Source organism: Streptomyces sp. ME19-01-6 (assembly GCF_033793745.1).
Lineage (GTDB): Bacteria > Actinomycetota > Actinomycetes > Streptomycetales > Streptomycetaceae > Streptomyces.
Window position 1 is genome coordinate 79,153 of the sequence record NZ_JARAXF010000029.1, and the last position, 18,413, is coordinate 97,565.

General features: G+C 69.0%; 13 protein-coding genes and 1 pseudogene. 9 read left to right on the forward strand and 5 right to left on the reverse strand.

The genetic code is table 11. From position 1 onward, the window contains the following. Positions 1-105 precede the first annotated feature (105 nt). A pseudogene (locus tag PV419_RS53540) lies at positions 106-1,444 on the forward strand (M20/M25/M40 family metallo-hydrolase). 305 nt (positions 1,445-1,749) lie between these two features. Here the strand turns inward: PV419_RS53540 and PV419_RS53545 are convergent. After that, positions 1,750-2,340, reverse strand: a complete 591-nt coding sequence (locus PV419_RS53545; protein WP_415925486.1) for an SDR family oxidoreductase — start codon at positions 2,338-2,340, stop codon at positions 1,750-1,752. 565 nt (positions 2,341-2,905) lie between these two features. Next, positions 2,906-3,676 (reverse strand): TetR/AcrR family transcriptional regulator, encoded by a 771-nt coding sequence (locus PV419_RS40715; protein WP_319697708.1) that lies wholly within the window; start codon positions 3,674-3,676, stop codon positions 2,906-2,908. A 632-nt stretch (positions 3,677-4,308) separates the two neighbouring features. On the opposite strand from PV419_RS40715, the gene PV419_RS40720 reads away from it, so the two are divergent. From PV419_RS40720 to PV419_RS40755, 8 genes are all read left to right on the forward strand, one after another. After that, a complete protein-coding gene (locus PV419_RS40720) occupies positions 4,309-5,304 on the forward strand; it encodes a LacI family DNA-binding transcriptional regulator (protein WP_319697710.1) in 996 nt (331 codons plus the stop codon). 486 nt (positions 5,305-5,790) lie between these two features. Beyond that, positions 5,791-5,976 (forward strand): hypothetical protein, encoded by a 186-nt coding sequence (locus PV419_RS40725; RefSeq protein WP_319697711.1) that lies wholly within the window; start codon positions 5,791-5,793, stop codon positions 5,974-5,976. Then, positions 5,973-8,402 carry a glycoside hydrolase family 2 protein gene (locus PV419_RS40730; RefSeq protein ID WP_319697713.1) on the forward strand — a complete coding sequence of 810 codons (2,430 nt, stop codon included), beginning with the start codon at positions 5,973-5,975 and terminating at the stop codon, positions 8,400-8,402. Before PV419_RS40725 ends, PV419_RS40730 begins: the two co-directional genes overlap by 4 nt. Positions 8,403-8,491: 89 nt before the next feature. Beyond that, positions 8,492-9,733, forward strand: coding sequence for an extracellular solute-binding protein (locus tag PV419_RS40735; RefSeq protein WP_319697715.1), 1,242 nt, complete (start codon positions 8,492-8,494; stop codon positions 9,731-9,733). Beyond that, entirely contained in the window at positions 9,730-10,734 is a 1,005-nt protein-coding gene (locus tag PV419_RS40740) for a sugar ABC transporter permease (protein WP_319697716.1), read from the forward strand. Before PV419_RS40735 ends, PV419_RS40740 begins: the two co-directional genes overlap by 4 nt. A gap of 1 nt (position 10,735) precedes the next feature. Then, a complete protein-coding gene (locus tag PV419_RS40745) occupies positions 10,736-11,617 on the forward strand; it encodes a carbohydrate ABC transporter permease (RefSeq protein WP_319697718.1) in 882 nt (293 codons plus the stop codon). A gap of 108 nt (positions 11,618-11,725) precedes the next feature. Continuing rightward, the gene (locus PV419_RS40750) at positions 11,726-14,095 is read left to right on the forward strand and encodes a glycoside hydrolase family 95 protein (RefSeq protein WP_319697720.1); all 2,370 of its coding nucleotides are present in this window, start codon (positions 11,726-11,728) and stop codon (positions 14,093-14,095) included. A gap of 452 nt (positions 14,096-14,547) precedes the next feature. Further along, positions 14,548-15,540, forward strand: coding sequence for an aldo/keto reductase (locus PV419_RS40755; RefSeq protein WP_319697722.1), 993 nt, complete (start codon positions 14,548-14,550; stop codon positions 15,538-15,540). 207 nt (positions 15,541-15,747) lie between these two features. Here the strand turns inward: PV419_RS40755 and PV419_RS40760 are convergent, their stop codons facing one another. From PV419_RS40760 to PV419_RS40770, 3 genes are all read right to left on the reverse strand, one after another. Beyond that, entirely contained in the window at positions 15,748-17,016 is a 1,269-nt protein-coding gene (locus PV419_RS40760; RefSeq protein WP_319697723.1) for a diaminobutyrate--2-oxoglutarate transaminase, read from the reverse strand. 65 nt (positions 17,017-17,081) lie between these two features. Beyond that, positions 17,082-18,083, reverse strand: coding sequence for a TauD/TfdA family dioxygenase (locus tag PV419_RS40765; RefSeq protein WP_319697725.1), 1,002 nt, complete (start codon positions 18,081-18,083; stop codon positions 17,082-17,084). A 32-nt stretch (positions 18,084-18,115) separates the two neighbouring features. Beyond that, positions 18,116-18,325: an MbtH family protein gene (locus PV419_RS40770; RefSeq protein ID WP_152173466.1), complete on the reverse strand. Its 210-nt coding sequence runs from the start codon at positions 18,323-18,325 to the stop codon at positions 18,116-18,118. Positions 18,326-18,413 lie beyond the last annotated feature (88 nt).

The following is an 18,413-nucleotide window of genomic DNA, read 5'->3' on the forward strand; positions in this document are numbered from 1 at the left end:
CTGCCTGTCAAGAGGTGGATCGCATGCCGCAGAACAGTCCGCAAGGCCCTGATTTCTTCGCACGCCATCGCAGTAGCTTCCATGACGTGCTCAGGAGGACGGGCCATGGTCACAGCGTCGCTGCCGGGCGCAACGGGTGACGTGGCGATGGACGCGGTCGGCGACGAGGCCGTCGCGCTGACGAGCGCACTCCTGCGCATCGACACCACCAACACCGGCGACTCAAACACCGTGGGGGAGCGGGCGGCCGCGGAGCTCGTCGCGGAGAAGCTGAGCGACGCGGGCTACGACATCGAGTACGTCGAGTCGGGTGCCAGGAACCGGCACAACGTGATCGTGCGGCTCGCCGGCGCCGACCCCCGGCGGCGTGCCCTCCTGATCCACGGGCACCTGGACGCCGTACCCGCCGATCCGGCGGAGTGGAGCGTGCACCCTCTGTCGGGCGCGGTGGAGCACGGCTATGTCTGGGGGCGCGGCGCCGTCGACATGAAGGACATGGTCGCCATGTCCCTGGCCCTGGCGTGCCACTACAAGCGCAGCGGCATCGTCCCGCCGCGGGACTTCGTGTTCGCGTTCCTCGCCGATGAGGAGGCGGGCGGCACGTACGGCGCGCAGTGGCTGGTCGATCACCGTCCCGACCTCTTCGAGGGTGTCACGGAAGCGATCAGCGAGGTGGGCGGTTTCTCGATCCCGGTGGGCGACAAGCGCGCGTATCTGATCGGCACCGCGGAGAAGGGCAAGCGCTCTCACCCTGCGTGCCCGCGGCAAACCCGGGCACGGTGCGATGATCCACCCTGACAATGCGGTGACGCTCCTGTCGGAGGCGATCGCCCGCATCGGCGGCCACACCTTCCCGACCGTGATCACTGACACCGTCCGCGAGTTCCTCGACGGCATCACGGACATGACGAGCTGGCAGTTCCCCGAGGACGACCTCGACCGAGCGGTGGGACGGCTCGGCAGCATCTCCCGGATCATCCGGGCGACCCTGCGCGACACCGCGAACCCGACCGTCTTCAACGCCGGGTACAAGGCCAACGTCATCCCCTCGGTCGCCGAGGCCAGGGTCGACTGCCGCATCCTTCCGGGCCGTCAGGAGGCTTTCACCGCCGAGCTGGAGGCGCTGCTGGGCCCGGACGTCGAGATGGAGTGGCACGAACAGGCCGCGCTGGTCACCACATTCGACGGCGCGACCGTGGACGCGATGAAGGCGGCGATCCGCGCCGAGGACCAGGACGCCCATGTGCTGCCCCACATGGTGTTCGGCGGCACCGACGCCAAGAGGTTCGACCAACTCGGCATCCGCAGCTTCGGCTTCTCGCCGCTGCGGCTGCCCGCGGACCTCGACTTCTCGGCACTGTTCCACGGCATCGACGAACGGGTCCCGGTGGACGCGCTGAAGTTCGGTGTCCGGGTGCTCGACAGGTTCCTGCGTTCCTGCTGACAATGGATTGGCCCGCGGACCGCCCGGGGCCACCGCATGGGCGATGGCCACGCGTGAGGGCCTCGGCTGGCTCGCGGCCTTCCGTTCCGCCCACCACCGGCCCACGTTCCCCAACCCCTGGTCGAGGGTGGTCCCCGCCTGCCAGTCGAGTATCCGCTGCGCCTTGGCGTTTGGAGAAGTCCTGGTCCGTGGCGTACATCGCCCACGCGTGCCGGGTCAGCGGCGGATCGTCGGCGTCGGGCCCTGCCGCCACGGCCCGGGCTTCGCACTCGGTGGTCAGCTGGTAGGCGGCCCGGCTCTCCAGGTCACTCGCGGCGGGCCGCGCACCGGTGACGCGCGCCAGCCCGTCGAAGTAGTCGCGCCACGTCTCCTTCCGGCCGCCCGTGCCCTTGAACACCGCGCCGCTCTCCCCGGCGGCGGCGGCCGCGAGGATGAGGTTCACCAGGTCGGTCACGTGGATGAACCCGCCCGTCGCCCGCCCGCCGTCGATGAACGGCAGGGCGCCCTCGTCCATCAGCTGGACGCAGCCCTCGACGAAGTAGGGGCAGCGGGGGCCGTACACGCTCGTGTCGGCGCGGCGCCGACTCGTCGAGACCGCCCCGGTCCGGGAACCCGTACACATCGGTGCTGCTGACATGGAGCAGGCGGGCACCGGTGCGGGCCGCCGCCTCCAGCGCCGCCCGGGTGCCGCCGGCGTTGACGGCGTCGAACTCCCCGGCGGGCGCCCAGACGCTCACGACGGCTCCGCAGTGGTAGACCACGTCGACCCCGTCGATCAGCTGGGCCCAGGCTCGCCGGGTCGCGCAGGTCACCCGGGACCGGCTCCGCTCCCGCCAGGTGGGGCGTGCGCTGACTGGTCGGGCGCACCAACGCCCACACAACCGCGAACAGCCCATCGGACAATCCCCCTCGCCGTGGCCAGGCCGTAGGCCAAAGGGCCGCCCCCGCCACTCGGTTGGCGGAGGCGGTGCAGGGTCGCGGCTCCGCTGAGCGCGGCGGAGGCCGCGCCCTGCTGCTCGGGCCACACCGGCTCCAGGCCGATGTTCTCGGCGCTGCGCTTGGTGGCGGTCGGGTCGCAGGAGGGGGCGATGACGTCGTTGCGGGGCGGGGCGGGCACGATGACCCGGAAGGAGCCGTCCGCGTTCGGGGTGTCTGGCCGACTGGCCCGGAGCCGTGGCTGGACGGATCCTCTTTCACGCGTGTCCTAGCCGCACGCCCCCGACTCGCCGAACCGGCGCATCATCGCGTTCACCTGATTCGGGGTCAATGCGCGTACCGGCAGCGGGTGCGCGGCGGCGGGTGATCACGTCGTTGAGCACGGGGGTCGGACGCCTGGAGGCGGGAGACCCTCTCGACGTAACAGACGACACGATACCGCCGAGCGCAGTCGTCGCCTTCGATGACGACTGCGCTACAGGCGTGTCCAGCACCTTCTTGCGGGCGGCCGGAGCGACCGGGCCGTCACATGGGACCGGCTCCGCCGAACTGCAACATGGCCTCATTCACCTGATCAGGTGTCAGCGCCCCGACCGGGAGTGGATGTGCGGCCTCGGCGCGCAGGCCGTCCAGGAGGAACGCGATGCCGCGCCGCCAGGCGTCCGGGGCGGTGTCCTTGGTGTGACGGACGAGCATGGCCGTGGACCAGAAGATGAACAGGAGCATGTCCTCGCGGGTGAAGTCGGGACGCAGTACACCCGCCTTCTGGGCCCGTTCGATGAGCTGCCGCTCCCGGTCCTCGGTCACCTGGCACACCACCGCCAGCCGTTCGGCGTCGTACCGGCGGGAGACCACGTCGTTCAGTGCGGGGTCGGACGCCTGGAGCCGCGAGACGTCCTCGATGTAGCCGACGAAGCCCTCCCACGGGTCCTCGCTGGCCAAGGCCCGTTCCAGGACATCGTCCAGGGCATCCTTCGCGATGTCCGGCATGACCGCGTCGATCAGCGCCTCGCGGGAGCCGAACCGGTTGTACAGCGTGCCCGCGCTCACCCCCGCCCGCCTGGCGATCTCCTCCAGCGGGGCGTGCAGTCCCTTCTCCCCGAAGACCTCGACAGCGGCCGCCTTCAGCTTCTCGATGTTACGGCGCGCGTCCGCCCTCGGGGGTATCGGCGAGGAGGTATGCGGCCCTGGGTTCCGCGGCTGCCCCTTCATCAACGCGGCAGCGGAGTATCCGGACAAACAGAGCCCTGTCCACCAGGTGGTGCTGGAGCACCGCAGCTGGTTCCGGGAAGCCATCGCCGAGTTCCTTCGCCTCAGTGACCACCCGGCGCCGGAGCACACCGCCGACGTCCTGGTCGCCCTGCGCGACGGAGTGAGTGGGCGGATACCTCGATGACCCGCAGAGAGCATCCATCTCCTTCCGGGAAGCCGCCCTCTCCTGGATAGGGCGACGCTGAGGGCATCCGCAGCGTCCGGGGCGCGGGCTGACGGAGATCAGCGGCGATGAATAGCCGAGCACCAGACCACAGCGAGGGACTCGTCGACCGGGGCAGGGTCGGGTGCCGCAGCAGGTGACCAGGCCGGCGGGACACCGCAGGTCTTGACAGGCTCCCACGTGGGGCCTACGGTCATCAACCGACAGCCTGCCGTGAACGTTCACGGAACGTTTGATCAGCAGGAACACAATGGCGAAGACGAGGATGTCCGGGAGGGGGTCTCATGAGTCCGGTCTGGCTGAGTGGGGCTGTTCGCGGCACGCCCGAAGTGAGCCCCGTGTCGCAGACGTCGCCGCAGTTACGGAACGAGACCCGTCGAGCCCGGGGCGCGTCGTTTGCGCCCGCCCATACCGGGAGGCCGCACCCCACCGTGGCGGTGGCCACGAGGGCCTTGTGTTTGGCAGTCACGGAACCGGCAACCAGGGGGTGAACATGGCAAAGCGTGTCACGATCAACGATGTCGCCACGGCTGCGGGCGTGTCCCGGCAGACCGTCACACGCGCCCACAACGACATGGGCGACATCAGCGAGGCCACCAAGCGACGCGTGCTCGAGGTCAGTGCCCAACTGGGGTACCGGCCCAACCGGTTCGCGCGCAACCTGGTCGGCCGGCAGCGGCTTCGTGCGGTCGGCCTGCTGGTCGGTTCCTTCAGCAATCCGTACTTCACCGAGATGGCGGGCGCCTTTCTCGCCGCCGCCGCCAAGCGCGGCTGGCAGGTGATGATGGCCTCGGGGGAATCCGGCAGCGAAACCGCCGCCGTCGAGATGCTGGCCAGACACGTCGATCTCTTCGTCGGGCATTTCTCGCTGTCCGCCGAGGAGCTGACCGAGGCCGTGCAGGGTATTCCGGTCGTTCTGCTCGATGATCGCTGCTCGCGTCCTGGTTTTCACTCCGTCGAGATCGACTTGCGGGCCGGCATCCGTCAGGCGATGGCCGCGCTCGAAGCCAAGGGCGTCCGCCGGATGGGAATGATCGACTCGTCCTATTCCCTGCGTGCGTCACCAACCTACTCGCCATCGCCGCGCCGGCGGTTTTTCGAGGAGTTCGCTCTCGAGGTTCCGGAGCCCGCGATTGTCGTGGGGGAGGAGTCGATGGCCGGTGGCGGCCATGCCTTCCGCGCGCTCATGGCCGAGTACCCGGATGTCGACGGCGTCCTCGTCTTCAACGACATGATGGCCATCGGTGCCGTTCAGGCCGCCCAGGCCCTGGGCGTCGAGATCCCTGGCCAGGTGAGGATCCTCGGCGTCGACGGCCTGACGCTCGGCGAGGCGGTGCGGCCGACGGTCAGCACCATCTCGCTCGACCGCGAGGCACTTGTCGCCAGTGCTCTCGACATCGCTGACGCCCTTGCGGCGAGTAATTTCACCAACACCGAGTCGTTGCACCGCACCGTCATGCCGCGCCTGTTGTGGCGGGAATCGGCGTGACGTCACCCCGAGTACGGATTCCATAACGCGGAAGGCTGAAGAAACCGAGGGAATGGACACCGGGCGCCGTCCGGATTGCTGGAACAAACATTGAGTAAACCACCGCCGCGGCCAGGAACGCGACCGGTGTTTAACTCGCTGTCTTTATAAGAATTGGTTTGACAAACCCCGTTCTGCGGCCGTGAACGGGGTCTTTGGCATGAGATCCGGTTGGTGGGCCGGTGTTGAATTTCCCCTGCGGGCAACCTTGACAGTTGAGATCTGCCTCCTTAGCGTGTGCTGCACGGTGCGACCGTGAAGGTTCACGGCCCGGTTTGAGATGCAGGTAGCGGAATCCGTGCGGTTCGAATCGCTCGTGAATTCTCAATAACTGCCAAAGAACTCATGGATCGGCTTTCGATTACTCCCAGCCGTTCCCCGACGGGCTACTGGTTCCAGACCCGAAGGCAGTACCGACTTGTCTGAACCCGCTACGGAGGGCGCTCAATGAGCCTGCACAACCCGCCGAGCCGACGGCTTGCGTCGTTCACCCCCGGCGAGGGGCATCTTGCGCCTGGGGCGAGCGCATGGGCGTTTCCGGTGGAGACCGGCGGTCGGCTCCCCGCCGCGCTCGACGACGAGCTGCAGACCCCTTACGCGCGGTCCCACGACGTGGAAGGGACGGCGGCGTGAACCGCAAAGAACTGATCAATCGGAGCTGGAAGTTCGCCTACGGCGACTCCGAGGGCGCGACGCTGGAGGCCTTCGACGACAGCGACTGGTACGACGTGGGACTGCCCCACTCGTTCGGGATTCCGTACTTCATGGAGACCGGCTTCTACGTCGGCCGCGGCGTGTACCGCCGCACCTTCGAACTCGCCGAGGAGGACACGGGCAAGTACGTCGCGCTGGAGTTCCACGGTGTCTTCCAAAATGCCGAGATCACGGTGAACGGTGTGCCGGTGGACCGCCATCTGGGCGGTTACACGGCCTTCATCGTGGATATTTCCGAGGCCGTGCGCGCGGGGACGAACCAGCTCGCGGTCCGGGTGAGCAACGAGTGGAACCCAAGGCTGGCGCCCAGGGCGGGAGAGCACGTCTTCAACGGCGGCATCTACCGGGACGTCTCCCTGATCGTCGCCGAGCGGACGCGGATCGCCTGGCACGGCACGGGCGTGGTGACGCTCGGCGTCGGCACCGGCGGCGCGGCCATCGAGGTCACCACCGAACTGGTGAACGAGACCGACGCGCCGTTCGACGGCCTGCTGGCCGCGAAGGTGACCGGTCCCGGTACACGTCCCGTGGAGGCCGCCGAGGCGGTGAACCTCCCGCCCCGCTCGACCACGGTGCACCGGCAGCGTCTGGTCGTGGAAGACGTACGCCTGTGGCGCCCGGACTCCCCACACCTCTACACACTCGAGCAGACGCTGCGGACGGGTGAGGGCGTCGAACGCCACCGCGTGGCCACCGAGTTCGGCATCCGCACTGTCGAGTTCACCGCGACCGACGGCTTTCACCTCAACGGGGAGCGGTTCGCGATCCACGGCGCCAACGTCCACCAGGACCACGCCGGATGGAGCGACGCCGTCACCCACTCCGGGATGCGCCGGGATATCGCACTCATCAAGGAGGCCGGGATGAACTTCATCCGCGGCTCCCACTACCCCCACCACGACCAGTTCGCGACCGAGTGCGATCGACTCGGTGTCCTCTTCTGGTCCGAAGCGCCCTTCTGGGGCATCGGCGGAGCCAATTGCGAGGGGTTCTGGAACGCCAGCGCGTATCCGCCGGACAAGGCGGACCAGGCCGAGTTCGAGGACAGCTGCCTGCGTGCCATGGCGGAGATGATCAGGGTGAACCGCAATCACCCGAGCATCGTGGCCTGGAGCACCGGCAACGAGGTCTTCTTCAGCGACGAGCACGTGATCCCGGCAGCGAAGAAACTGACCCAGCGTCTGGTGGACCTCGCCCACGAACTCGATCCGACACGTCCCGTCGCGGTCGGCGGTGCACAGCGCCGGGGCTTCGACGAGCTGGGTGACCTGGCGGGATACAACGGCGACGGCGGCGAGCTGTACCTCAACCCGCCCTGGCCGAACATCGTCTCCGAGTACGGCAGCGTCGTCGAGGACCGACCCGGCAGCTACACCCACCGCTTCCGCCACGGCAGCGAGAACGAATACACGTGGCGCTCCGGAGTCGTCCTGTGGTGCGGCTTCCACCACGGCAGCATCGTGCCCGACATGGGGCGGATGGGCTTCGTCGACTACTACCGCCTTCCCTTGCGGTCCTGGTACTGGTATCGCCACCGCCTGCGAGGGATCGCGCCGCCCGCGTGGCCCGAGCCGGGCACGGCCACCGCGCTGAGGCTGACCGCCGACCGCACCATGGTGCTCACCGATGGCACCGACGACGCGCAGCTCGTCGTGGAGATCGTCGATGACACGGGCCGAGTGGTGGCGGACGAGCGCCCCGTGGCGATCGAGGTCGTCCAGGGCGGCGGCATCTTCCCCACTGGTACGTCGATCGATCTCAACCCGGACAACAAGGGTCTGCTCGACGGCCGGGGCGCCATCGAGTTCCGCTCGTACCACGCCGGCACCAACCGGCTGCGGGCGACCGCGGAAGGGCTTGCCCTCAGCGAGATCACCATCGAGGCGGTCGGTCCCGAGCCGTGGACGGGACAACGCCGCAACCTCGCCCCCGGCCCGCCGTCACAGGCCCACTCGCCCGACACCCGTGGGCCTCACCAGCTCTCCGAGATGCGCCCCGCTTTCAGCAGCGGGGCCCGGCCGGACCGTCCGGCCCGTCTCGTCACCGACCACGGCGTCGAGCACGGATGGGTCAGCGCCACGGACGATCCGGGTGCCTGGCTGTCGGTCGATCTCGAAGGACTCTGGTCGATCAGCACGATCCACGTCGAGTTCGGTGCCGGGCCGCAGACCCCGTACGCCATCGAACTCTCCGACGGCGGCCGGGACCTCGTGCCCCTGGTCGCCGGCACCACCCAGGCCACCACAGTGCGGCTGGACCTCGACAACACGCAGGCGCGCGCGGTCAGGGTGACCTTTCCGCAGGCGCCGACCGAAGTGATCAACATCCGGGTGCACGGTCACTGATCGGGACCTGTCCGTCAGGACATCCGATCACGTCCGGCAGCGCAGGTGCTCCGCACCTCCGGTTCGAAAGTTCAAGAAAGGGCAGTTCAATGAAGAGCAGCAGAATCCTGCCGCGGTTCGCGGCCTCGGCCGCCGCGACGGCCATGGCGCTGTCCCTGACCGCCTGCGGCAGCAGCGGTTCCTCGGCGAGTGACGGTCTCACCGTCTGGTACGCGCCGGGCTCGGTGCCCAAGGCGTCCCTGGCGGTGCAGAAGAAGTTCCCCGGCCTGAAGATCAAGCTGATCCCGACGCCCAACCTGGAAACCAAGCTGAAGACCACCCTGCAGACCGGTTCGGGACTGCCGGACGTGGTGGTCATCGGCAACGACATCAGTTCCTACGCCGACATCTCGAACAAGTTCGTCGACCTGAAGACCATGGGCGCGGACCCGAAGAAGGATTACGTCACCTGGAAGTGGACCAACGGCACCCTCCCCGACGGACGGGTGATCGGCTTCCCGATCGACACGGGGCCGCAGGGGCTGTTCTACCGCACCGACCTGTTCCGCAAGGCCGGCCTGCCCACCGACCCCGCCGCGGTCTCCAAGCTGGCCTCCACCTGGGACGGCTACCGCACCGTGGCCGAGAAGGCGAAGAAGGCCGGCTTCAGGGCATGCGACGACGCCAACCAGGTCTACTTCCTGCAACTCGAGCAGAAGGGGCAGGGCAGCTTCGACACCTCCGGTAAGTACCTGGGGGACAACGCCCTGACCCGCAAGGCGTTCGACTACTCCGCCAAGCTCCTGTCCGACGGCCTGTGTACCAAGGCGACCCCCTACACCACGGACTGGAACAGTTCGGTCGCGCAGAATGTTCTCGGCGCCTTCGTCGCCCCGGTGTACGAGGGTCCGCTGCTGGCGACCGCGGGCAGCCCCAAGGGGGTATGGCGGGTGGCGAACCCGCCCGGCGGTGCCGGTAGCAAGGGCGGCTCGTTCATGTCGATCCTCAGCTCCACCAAGCACAAGAAGGACGCGTACAAGGTCGTCAAGTGGATGATGTCCCCGGCCAACCAGGCGTCGGGTTTCAAGACCGACGGCCTGTTCCCCTCGGCGCTCGACAGCTACAAGATGCCGGAGCTGACCGCACCGCAGCCGTTCTACGGCGGTCAGCCGACGGGTGTGCTGTTCGCGAAGGTCGCCAAGGAGTCACCGACGGTCCCGGTCACTCCTCAGGACAACATCGTGGAAGGCACCCTCACGCAGGCCCTGAAGCTGGTGGCGCAGGGCAAGGAGTCCGCCGGCGCGGCATGGAAGTCCGCGCAGACGCAGATCGCCAAGGAACTGAAGCGGTGACGAAAGTGGTGGACACGGGCATGGGCCCTTCCAGCCCGACGCGCCCGACTGCCCGCCAGCCGACGACGGACGGGCCGGGGCAGGCTCCCGGCCCGTCCGGGCCCCGGCGCTGGCGGTCCTACCTGGCCAGCTATCTCGCCATCTCCCCGTTCTTCGTGCTCTTCGCGGTGTTCGGAGTCTTTCCGCTGGGCATCGCGGCCTATCTCAGCCTGCACACGTGGGACGGCATCGGGACGATGCACTACGTGGGCTTCGAACAGTTCCAGCGGCTGCTTGACGACACCCAGTTCTGGCAGTCGGTGGTCACCACGATCGAGATCTTCGTGATGTCCCAGGCGCCGATGATCGTGGCAGCACTGGTCGCGGCCTTCGTGCTGAGCAGTGACCGGCTGCGCCTCCGCGGTGTCTACCAGACTGTCTACTTCTTGCCCCAGGCGACATCGGTCGTCGTCATCGCGATCGTGTTCCAGTCCCTTTTCGGCAGCAACTTCGGGCTGATCAACCGGCTGCTGGTCTCCGTCGGCCTGCCTTCGGTGGACTGGATGGCGAGTACCTGGGGTGCCAACACGGTGATCGCTCTCATGATCATCTGGCGCGGCTTCGGCTATCTCGTGATCTTCTTCATGGCCGGTATGGCCACGATTCCGGCCGAGCTGTACGAAGCGGCGGAACTCGACGGGGCGGGAGGCGCGCGGAAGCTGTGGTCGATCACCCTGCCGATGTTGCGCCCCACCGTCGTATTCGCGCTCGTGACCGGCGTCGTCGGTGGCCTGCAGGTGTTCACCGAACCCCAGATCCTGGACGTCATGGGCACGTCCGTCCCCGGGATGACCATGATGCTGTTGCAGTACCAGTACATCGGACAGTCCCAGAGCGCGGGTGTGAACCCCGATCTGGGCTACGCCAGCGCGATCGGCTGGGCCGTGTTCGCCCTCGTCGCTCTGGCCTCGCTGGGCACCCTGATCATGCGGCGCGTCACCGGACACAAGGAGGCGATCTGACATGAGCACCGACGTGCGGGAAGAGGCCCGTGGCGGGTACCCGGTGCGGGGGCGGCGTCGCGGCGGACGCAGGCCACAGGTCGGCAAGCACTTCATGCTGCTGTGTGTCGCACTGGTCAGCCTGTTTCCCTTCTACTGGCTGCTCATCATGGCGACGAGCTCCAGCGGTGAGGTCTTCCGGTTCCCGCCCCGGATGACCCCGGGGACCAAGCTCTTCGAGAATCTCGGGAAGGTGTCCGACGCAATCCCACTGGGCGCCACGTTCGTCAACTCGCTGGTTGTCGCCGTGAGCGCGGTCGTCCTGTCGGGCTTCCTGTGTTCGCTCGGCGGGTTCGTGTTCGCCAGGATGCGTTTCCCCGGCCGTGACAAGCTGTTCGCCTTCGTGCTGGCGACACTCGTCTTCCCGACGGGCGTCAGTCTGGCGCCCTCCCTCCAGATCTACTCGAATCTCGACTGGATCAACACCTTCCTGCCATTGATCGTGCCGGGTGCCGCTTCGGCCTTCGGGCTCTTCTGGATGCGCCAGTACGCGGTCTCCGCGATCCCGTACGAGCTGATCGAGGCGGCGCGACTGGACGGCTGTGGCCTGCTCCGCATGTACTGGCACGTCGCCCTGCCCGTCATGCGGCCTGCCCTGGCGTCGTTCGGGATCTTCACCTTCATGTGGAGCTGGAACGACTACCTCTGGCCGTTGCTGGTCCTCAACGATCCGCAGAAGTACACCGTGCCCGTCGCCCTCGCACAGTTGAAGGGGGCCTACGGCAACGTCGACTACAGCGTCGTCACAGCGGGCACCCTGGTCGGTGCCATTCCGCTCATCGTGCTGTTCCTGTTCGTCCGGAAGCGGATTTTCCGCAACATGGTCGCCGGCGCCGTCAAGTAGGAGTGGCGGCGTGACGTCCAGTGCCCGCGCACCCGTCGTACGCGGCACTGGGCGATCGCGTCACGGACGATCGTCACCCGGACACCGTCACCGAGGAAGACCGAGAAAATGCCACGTCACACCATCCAACTGACTGAGCCGGCGACGGCGTTCCACGACAGCTTCCTGATCGGCAACGGATCACTGGGCGGGACCCTGCGCGGAGCCGTGGGCACCGAGCGCATCGACCTGAACCTCGACAGCCTGTGGTCGGGCGGCCCGGCGACCGCCGAGGACACCGGGTCACCGGCCGGCCTGCTCCCGCAACTGCGCGCAGCCATCCGGGCCGAGGACAACGCCGGGGCCGAGAAGCTGGCACAGGCCATGATGGGACCTGGCTGGACCGAGTCCTACCAGCCCCTCGGATGGCTCGAATGGCACTACGCCGACACGTCGGACGCCGCCGGATACCACCGTCGGCTGAACCTGGCCGACGCGGTGGCCACCACCGGCTACGGGCCCGCCGGCGCGGAGGTCGAGATGTCGAGCTTCGTCTCGGCCCCCGACGACGTGCTCGTGGTCACGGTGACCGGGCCCGGCGCCGCCTCTCACCCTGCCCTGCCCACCTTCGTCTCCCCTCACCCGGTCACCACCGCCACCCCGCGACCGGGCCTGCTCGTGGCCACGGGCCGGGTGCCGGCCCGGGTGCTGCCCAACTACGTCGAGGAGGAACCCGCGGTCGTCTACGGCGAGGACGAGCCCGACGGCGCCGGCACCGTGGCCGCCGGCGCCGGGTTCGCGGTAGCGGTGGCGGTCGAGCGAACGGGACCGGAGGAACTACGCCTGATCGTCGCAGCCGCCAGCGGTTTCCGCGGCTACGACCGGCGGCCCAGCGCCGACCTCGACGCCCTCGCCCGCTCGGCGGATGAGACCGTGACCCAAGCCCTGGGCCGTCCTGCCGAACAGCTCGTCCAGCGTCATGTCGAGGACTACCGGAGCTACTTCGACCGCGTCGACCTCGACCTGTCGGCGTCACCCGCCGCGGACCACGGCGACCCGGCGCGGGCCGAACTCCTCTTCCACTTCGGCCGCTACCTGCTCATCTCCAGCTCCCGCCCGGGTACCGAGGCCGCCAACCTCCAGGGAATCTGGAACATCGACGTCCGTCCCGGCTGGAGCGCGAACTACACCACCAACATCAATGTCGAGATGAACTACTGGGCCGCCGAGAGCACGGCCCTGCAGGACGTGCACGGCCCGATGCTCACGCTCGCCGACGACCTCGCCGAGAGCGGCACGGCCACCGCCGCGCGGTACTACGGCGCCGCGGGCGCAGTGGTCCACCACAACACCGACATCTGGCGGTTCTCCACGCCCGTCAAGGGCGATACCCAGTGGGCCACCTGGCCGACCGGGCTGTACTGGCTGGCCGCGCACGTCTGGGACCACTACGAGTACGGCGGGAACGACGACTTCGGCGCGGGGACCGCCCTGCGGGTGCACCGCTCGGCCGCCCTGTTCGCGCTCGACATGCTCGTACCCGATGACGACGGTTCGCTCCTCACGAGCCCTTCCACGTCACCCGAGCACCGCTTCGCCGTCTCCCCGAACCAGGGGGCGGCGGCGGTTTCCGAAGGAACCACGATGGATCAGGAACTGGTCCACGAGGTGCTCTCCCGATACGTCGCCTTGGCGGAACGCCACGGACGCGGTGACGAGGCCCGGTTGCTCTCCCGCGCGCGCCACGCGCTGCGCGCGCTGCGCCTGCCCGGCATCGGCGCGCACGGCGAACTGCTCGAGTGGAAGGACGAGCGGCGCGGTTCCGAGCCCGGTCACCGCCACCTGTCCCACCTCTACGGCCTCCACCCCGGGACGCGTCTCACCGAGGGCGGCACTCCCGAGGTGTTCGCGGCGGCCAGAGAGGCTCTCGCGACCAGGCTCCGGCACGGCAGCGGATACACCGGCTGGAGCCAGGCGTGGATCCTGTGCCTTGCCGCACGACTGCGGGACACCGGGCTGGCCGAGCGTTCGCTCGACATCCTGCTGAACGACCTGACGTCGACGTCCCTCCTGGACCTGCACCCCCACCCGGACTGGCCGGGCGGCTACATCTTCCAGATCGACGGCAATCTCGGCGCCGTCGCGGGCATCGTGGAACTGCTGGTGCAGAGCCACGAGGGAGCCGTCAGCCTGCTGAAGACGCTCCCGCGTGGCTGGCGGAGCGGTCACCTGGCCGGTATCCGCTGTCGCGGCGGACTGACCGTCGACGTGGACTGGCACGAGGGAGAACTGACCACCTCCACGATTCGCACGGGCTCCTCGGGACCCGTCGTCGTCGAGATCCCGGCCACCGGGGGCGACCCCACTGTCACGGACGCGGTGGGTGATCCGGTCAATGCCTTCGACGCACCATGCGCGTTGCCCGGACGCCGTCGCCTCACGTGGGACGGACGTGCCGCTTCGTACTACCGGCTCGTGAGCCAAGGGAGGCGGAGCTGAAGCTTCCCCTTGACCGTGGACACCCGTGCTCCAGCCGGAGCTCGTGGTCCGCGGATCGAGCCGGGCGCGGGCAGCGCCTTGCGGGCGATCTTGCCATTGACGGTCAGCGGCAGCGTCCCATTCTTGTTGCTACACAGACCGTGTCCCTCGCAGGCCTTGTGGATGAGGGTGGGGAGGTCGTTGAAGGCGTCGGTGTCCCACAACCGTACGGTCCCGTCGGTGCTGCTGGTGGTGAGGGCGTTTCCGTCCGGGCGAAGATGGCCGAGCGCAGGTCGCCGGTGTGCATGCCTGGCGGCTCAGGCGACGGACTTTCGGTACGGCCGTGCGCGGGTGCGGCGGGCGCGCGGAGGATGTTCTACCGCTGGTTGCTTGGCAGGGGTGTGCCACTGCGGTGCGGGACGCGGAGTGGCGCGCTTGCCTAGAGCGCACTCCACGCGACTAGCGTGTAGTCCATGAAGTACACGCAGCTCGGACGCACGGGACTCAAGGTCAGCCGACTCGTCCTCGGCACCATGAACTTCGGTCCGCAGACCGGCGAGGCCGACAGCCACGCGATCATGGACGCGGCGCTGGACGCGGGCATCAACTTCTTCGACACGGCGAACGTGTACGGCTGGGGCGAGAACAAGGGCCGTACCGAAAGCATCATCGGCAACTGGTTCGCGAAGGGCGGCGAGCGGCGCGACAAGGTCGTCCTCGCCACCAAGGTGTACGGCAACATGGGCGCGGACGGCGCGGCGTGGCCCAACCACGAGAAGCTGTCGGCGGTGAACATCCGGCGTGCCGTGGACGCCTCGCTCAAGCGGCTCCAGACGGACTACATCGACGTCTACCAGTTCCACCACATCGACCGGGACACCCCGTTCGAGGAGATCTGGCAGGCCATCGACGTACTGGTCCAGCAGGGGAAGATCCTCTACGTCGGGTCCTCCAACTTCCCGGGCTACAAGATCGCCCAGGCGAACGAGATCGCCGCCCGTCGCGGCGGCACCATCGGCCTCGTGAGCGAGCAGTGCCTCTACAACCTCTACGAGCGCCGCGCCGAGATGGAGGTCATCCCGGCCGCGCAGGAGTACGGCCTCGGCGTCATCCCGTGGTCGCCGCTGCACGGCGGTGCGCTCGGCGGCGTGCTGAAGAAGGAGATCCAGGGCGGTCGGCGCAGCGAGGGGCGAGCCGCGGGCGCCATGTCCGGCCCTGACGTACGCGCGAAGATCCAGGCGTACGAGGACCTGCTCGACAAGCACGGTCTGGAGCCCGGCGAGGCCGCCCTGGCCTGGCTGCTCACCCGTCCCGGCGTGACCGGCCCGATCGTCGGCCCGCGCACGGCGGAGCAGCTCGAATCCGCCCTGCGCGCCACCGAGTTGGATCTGAGCGAGGAGCTGCTGGCCGGGCTGGACGAGATCTTCCCAGGACCGGGACCGTCTCCGGAGGCCTTCGCCTGGTAGCGGTCGCAGCCGCAGTCGTTCGCAGTCGCCGCCACCGTCGTCGGGACGGGGCGGCGCCCGGCCTGCGGCGCGGCTGTCACGGCTACTGTCCGAGCGCCGCCACCGCGACCAGGACGACCATCAGCACAAGTGCACCGGCCATGATCCGGTGCCGGGCGGGGACGGCCGCGGCCGCGCGGCTTGGCTCGGCCCCAGGGCGTCGGGCGACTACGCCGTAGCGAGCACCTGGACGGTGTCGCCCAAGGTGCCCGCCACTTCCTTCCACTCGGTGAGGGAGATCGTCAGGGGTGGCAGGAGCTTCAGTACATGCCCCAACCCCGCGGTCTCGGCGACGATGCCGGCGCGGAACAACGCCTCCCGTATCCGCTCGGCCGTCCCGGGGGCGGGGAATCTCAGTCCGCTCATCGCTCCCTTGCCGACGACTTCGGCGGCACCCACCGGGAGGGCGTCGGTGATGCTCGCGAGGCTGGTGCGGATCGCGGCGGTCAGTTCGGCGGCGTGGTCGGTGAAGTGCGGGTCGGTCCAGTGGTCCAGTGCCGCGGAGCCCGCCACGAAGGCGAGGTTGTGGCCACGGAACGTGCCGTTGTGCTCGCCGGGGGCCCAACGATCGATCTCGCGCCGGATCAACAGCGCCGCCATCGGTAGCCCCATTCCGCTGAGGGACTTCGACAGGCAGACCAGGTCGGGGCGGAGTTCGGGGGTGTCCTCGAAGCTGAAGAAGCTCCCGGTGCGTCCGCAGCCCGCCTGGATGTCGTCCACGATGACCAACGTGTCGGTGGTGTCGGCGAGTTCACGGATCCGGGCCAGCCACGCGCGGGGAGCGGTGTGCAGTCCGCCCTCGCCCTGGACCGTCTCCAGCAGGACCGCGGCGGGCGGGGGCGTCGTCGCGCCCGGGCCGAGGGTGTGTTCCAGGGAGGCGAACGGATCGGGCTCGGCCGCGTCGCCGTACGGGAGGATCGTGACGTCGGTCAGAGGTACGCCCGCCGCGCCGCGCAGCAGTGGGGAGGTCGTGGCGGCGAGGGCACCGAGGGACGCGCCGTGGAAGCCTCCGGTGAAGGCGATCACCTCGGTGCGCCCGGTGACCTTGCGGGCCAGCTTCAGGGCTGCCTCGACCGCGAGGGTGCCGGCAGGGCCGGGGAACTGCATGACGAAGTCGCCGAGTCCGCGTGGCTCCAGGACGAGTCCGGTGAACCGCTCCAGGAAGTCGGCCTTGGCCGTGGTGTGCAGGTCCAGCGACTGCACCGGGCCGCCGGCCGTGAGGTAGGCCGTCACCCGTTCGACGATCGCGGGCGGGTTGTGGCCGTAGTTGAGCGAGCCTGCCCCGCACAGCAGGTCCACGTAGCGGCGCCCTGAGGTGTCCCACAGATGGTGTCCGGCGGCTCGTTCGAAGACCACCGGGAAGTCGCGGCAGTAGCTGCGTACGTTTGACTCGTGACGTTCGAACACCGCGAGGGGCGTCCGGTCGGTCTCGGTCATGTCAGCACGTACCTTTCATGTCAACGGTTCTCGTAACGCGTCGCGGGCCGACGTCACTTGCGGGGTCACTTGACCAGCACCGTTCCATCGCCGGGGCGGTGGTCGCGGGAGCGGCGCAGGTCGCCGAAGGCGAAGGTCCGCTGGAGCCAGCGGTCGCGGCCGTCGTAGCGCGGGGTGAACGCCGAACGGCCGTGCAGGGTGATCCGGTTGTCGACGACGGCGAGGTCGCCGGGGCGCAGCAGCACCCCGGTGTACGTGCGGTGCGCCACCTCGGCCAGTTCGGCGAGGGCGGCCCGGCCCTCGGGGGTCACCGCCTTGGTGGCCGCCTCGTCGAAGCACCAGTCGGGGTCGTCCGGGTCGCCGGTGAGCACGGCGTGCGCGGTGCCCTCGCCGGCCGGGCCGAAGGACGGCGGTGCCTCGGTGACGTACTCGGGCCTGCCGAGCGCCTCCCGGGTGCGGGGTGTGAGCAGCGGCAGGACGCGTCGGGCGCAGCTGGTGCGCAGTTCGGCCGTGCCCTCGTGGTCGGGGCGCAGGCACAGCAGCATGACGTAGTCGGGGCGGTGGGGGTGGAAGGCGTTCTCGGTGTGGAAGGTGAGTTCGTCCGAGCCGACGTTGCCCTGGACCGTCTCCTGACCGGGCACCGGCACGACGTCCTGGACGAGGGCGCCGGACTTCTCCGCCGCGAAGGCGGCCGGGTCGCCGAGCCCGGCCGCGAACAGCAGCAGCGTCGCCGCGGGCAGGGACGGGCCGTGCTGGACCGAGCCCTTCACCATCGGGGTCGACGGCAGGTGCGCGGCACCGATGGGGAGCCTGCGGAGGACGAGGGCGCCGTCGGGGCCCGAATGCCTGCGGAACTCCCTCACGGTGCGCCGTATTTCGGCCGGGACGTCCTCCCAGGCGTGCCGGGCGAGGGCCACCCATGCCGGGTCGTCGACCCGGTCGCCCGCCTGGTCCAGCAGTTCCGCCGCCACATGGCCGAGCCGGGCCAGGGTGCGGGCGCCGTACCGCACCGTGCCGCCGGCGCTCGCCGGGGCGTACGGTGCCTGCGTCATGTCGACGCTGCTCACGTGCGTGTTCCCTTTCGTCCGCTGCGTCCGCGTCACTCGCCCATGGCCCGGACGAGGCTCTTGGGGCGCAGGTCGGTCCACTCGCGTTCGACGTACTCCAGGCAGGCGGTGCGGCTGTCCGGGCCGAAGACGGTGGTCCAGCCGGCGGGCACGGCGGTGAAGTCGGGCCACAGCGAGTGCTGGCCCTCGTCGTTGGCCAGGACCCGGTAGGTGCCGTCGGGGTTCTCGAAGGGGTTGGTCATGACGGGTCGGTGTTCCTTTCGGGAGCCGGGAGGCGCTTCGCCTCCCGGTGTCGGGGAGTTGGGCCACGGTTCCGGCCGAGGGTCCGGG

Bases quoted from the DNA above. Each gene is read 5' to 3' on its own strand.
- PV419_RS53545 (WP_415925486.1), bottom strand. From the start codon at position 2,340: ATGGGCTGTTCGCGGTTGTGTGGGCGTTGGTGCGCCCGACCAGTCAGC.
- PV419_RS40715 (WP_319697708.1), bottom strand. From the start codon at position 3,676: ATGGCTTCCCGGAACCAGCTGCGGTGCTCCAGCACCACCTGGTGGACA.
- PV419_RS40720 (WP_319697710.1), top strand. From the start codon at position 4,309: ATGGCAAAGCGTGTCACGATCAACGATGTCGCCACGGCTGCGGGCGTG.
- PV419_RS40725 (WP_319697711.1), top strand. From the start codon at position 5,791: ATGAGCCTGCACAACCCGCCGAGCCGACGGCTTGCGTCGTTCACCCCC.
- PV419_RS40735 (WP_319697715.1), top strand. From the start codon at position 8,492: ATGAAGAGCAGCAGAATCCTGCCGCGGTTCGCGGCCTCGGCCGCCGCG.
- PV419_RS40745 (WP_319697718.1), top strand. From the start codon at position 10,736: ATGAGCACCGACGTGCGGGAAGAGGCCCGTGGCGGGTACCCGGTGCGG.
- PV419_RS40750 (WP_319697720.1), top strand. From the start codon at position 11,726: ATGCCACGTCACACCATCCAACTGACTGAGCCGGCGACGGCGTTCCAC.
- PV419_RS40755 (WP_319697722.1), top strand. From the start codon at position 14,548: ATGAAGTACACGCAGCTCGGACGCACGGGACTCAAGGTCAGCCGACTC.
- PV419_RS40760 (WP_319697723.1), bottom strand. From the start codon at position 17,016: ATGACCGAGACCGACCGGACGCCCCTCGCGGTGTTCGAACGTCACGAG.
- PV419_RS40770 (WP_152173466.1), bottom strand. From the start codon at position 18,325: ATGACCAACCCCTTCGAGAACCCCGACGGCACCTACCGGGTCCTGGCC.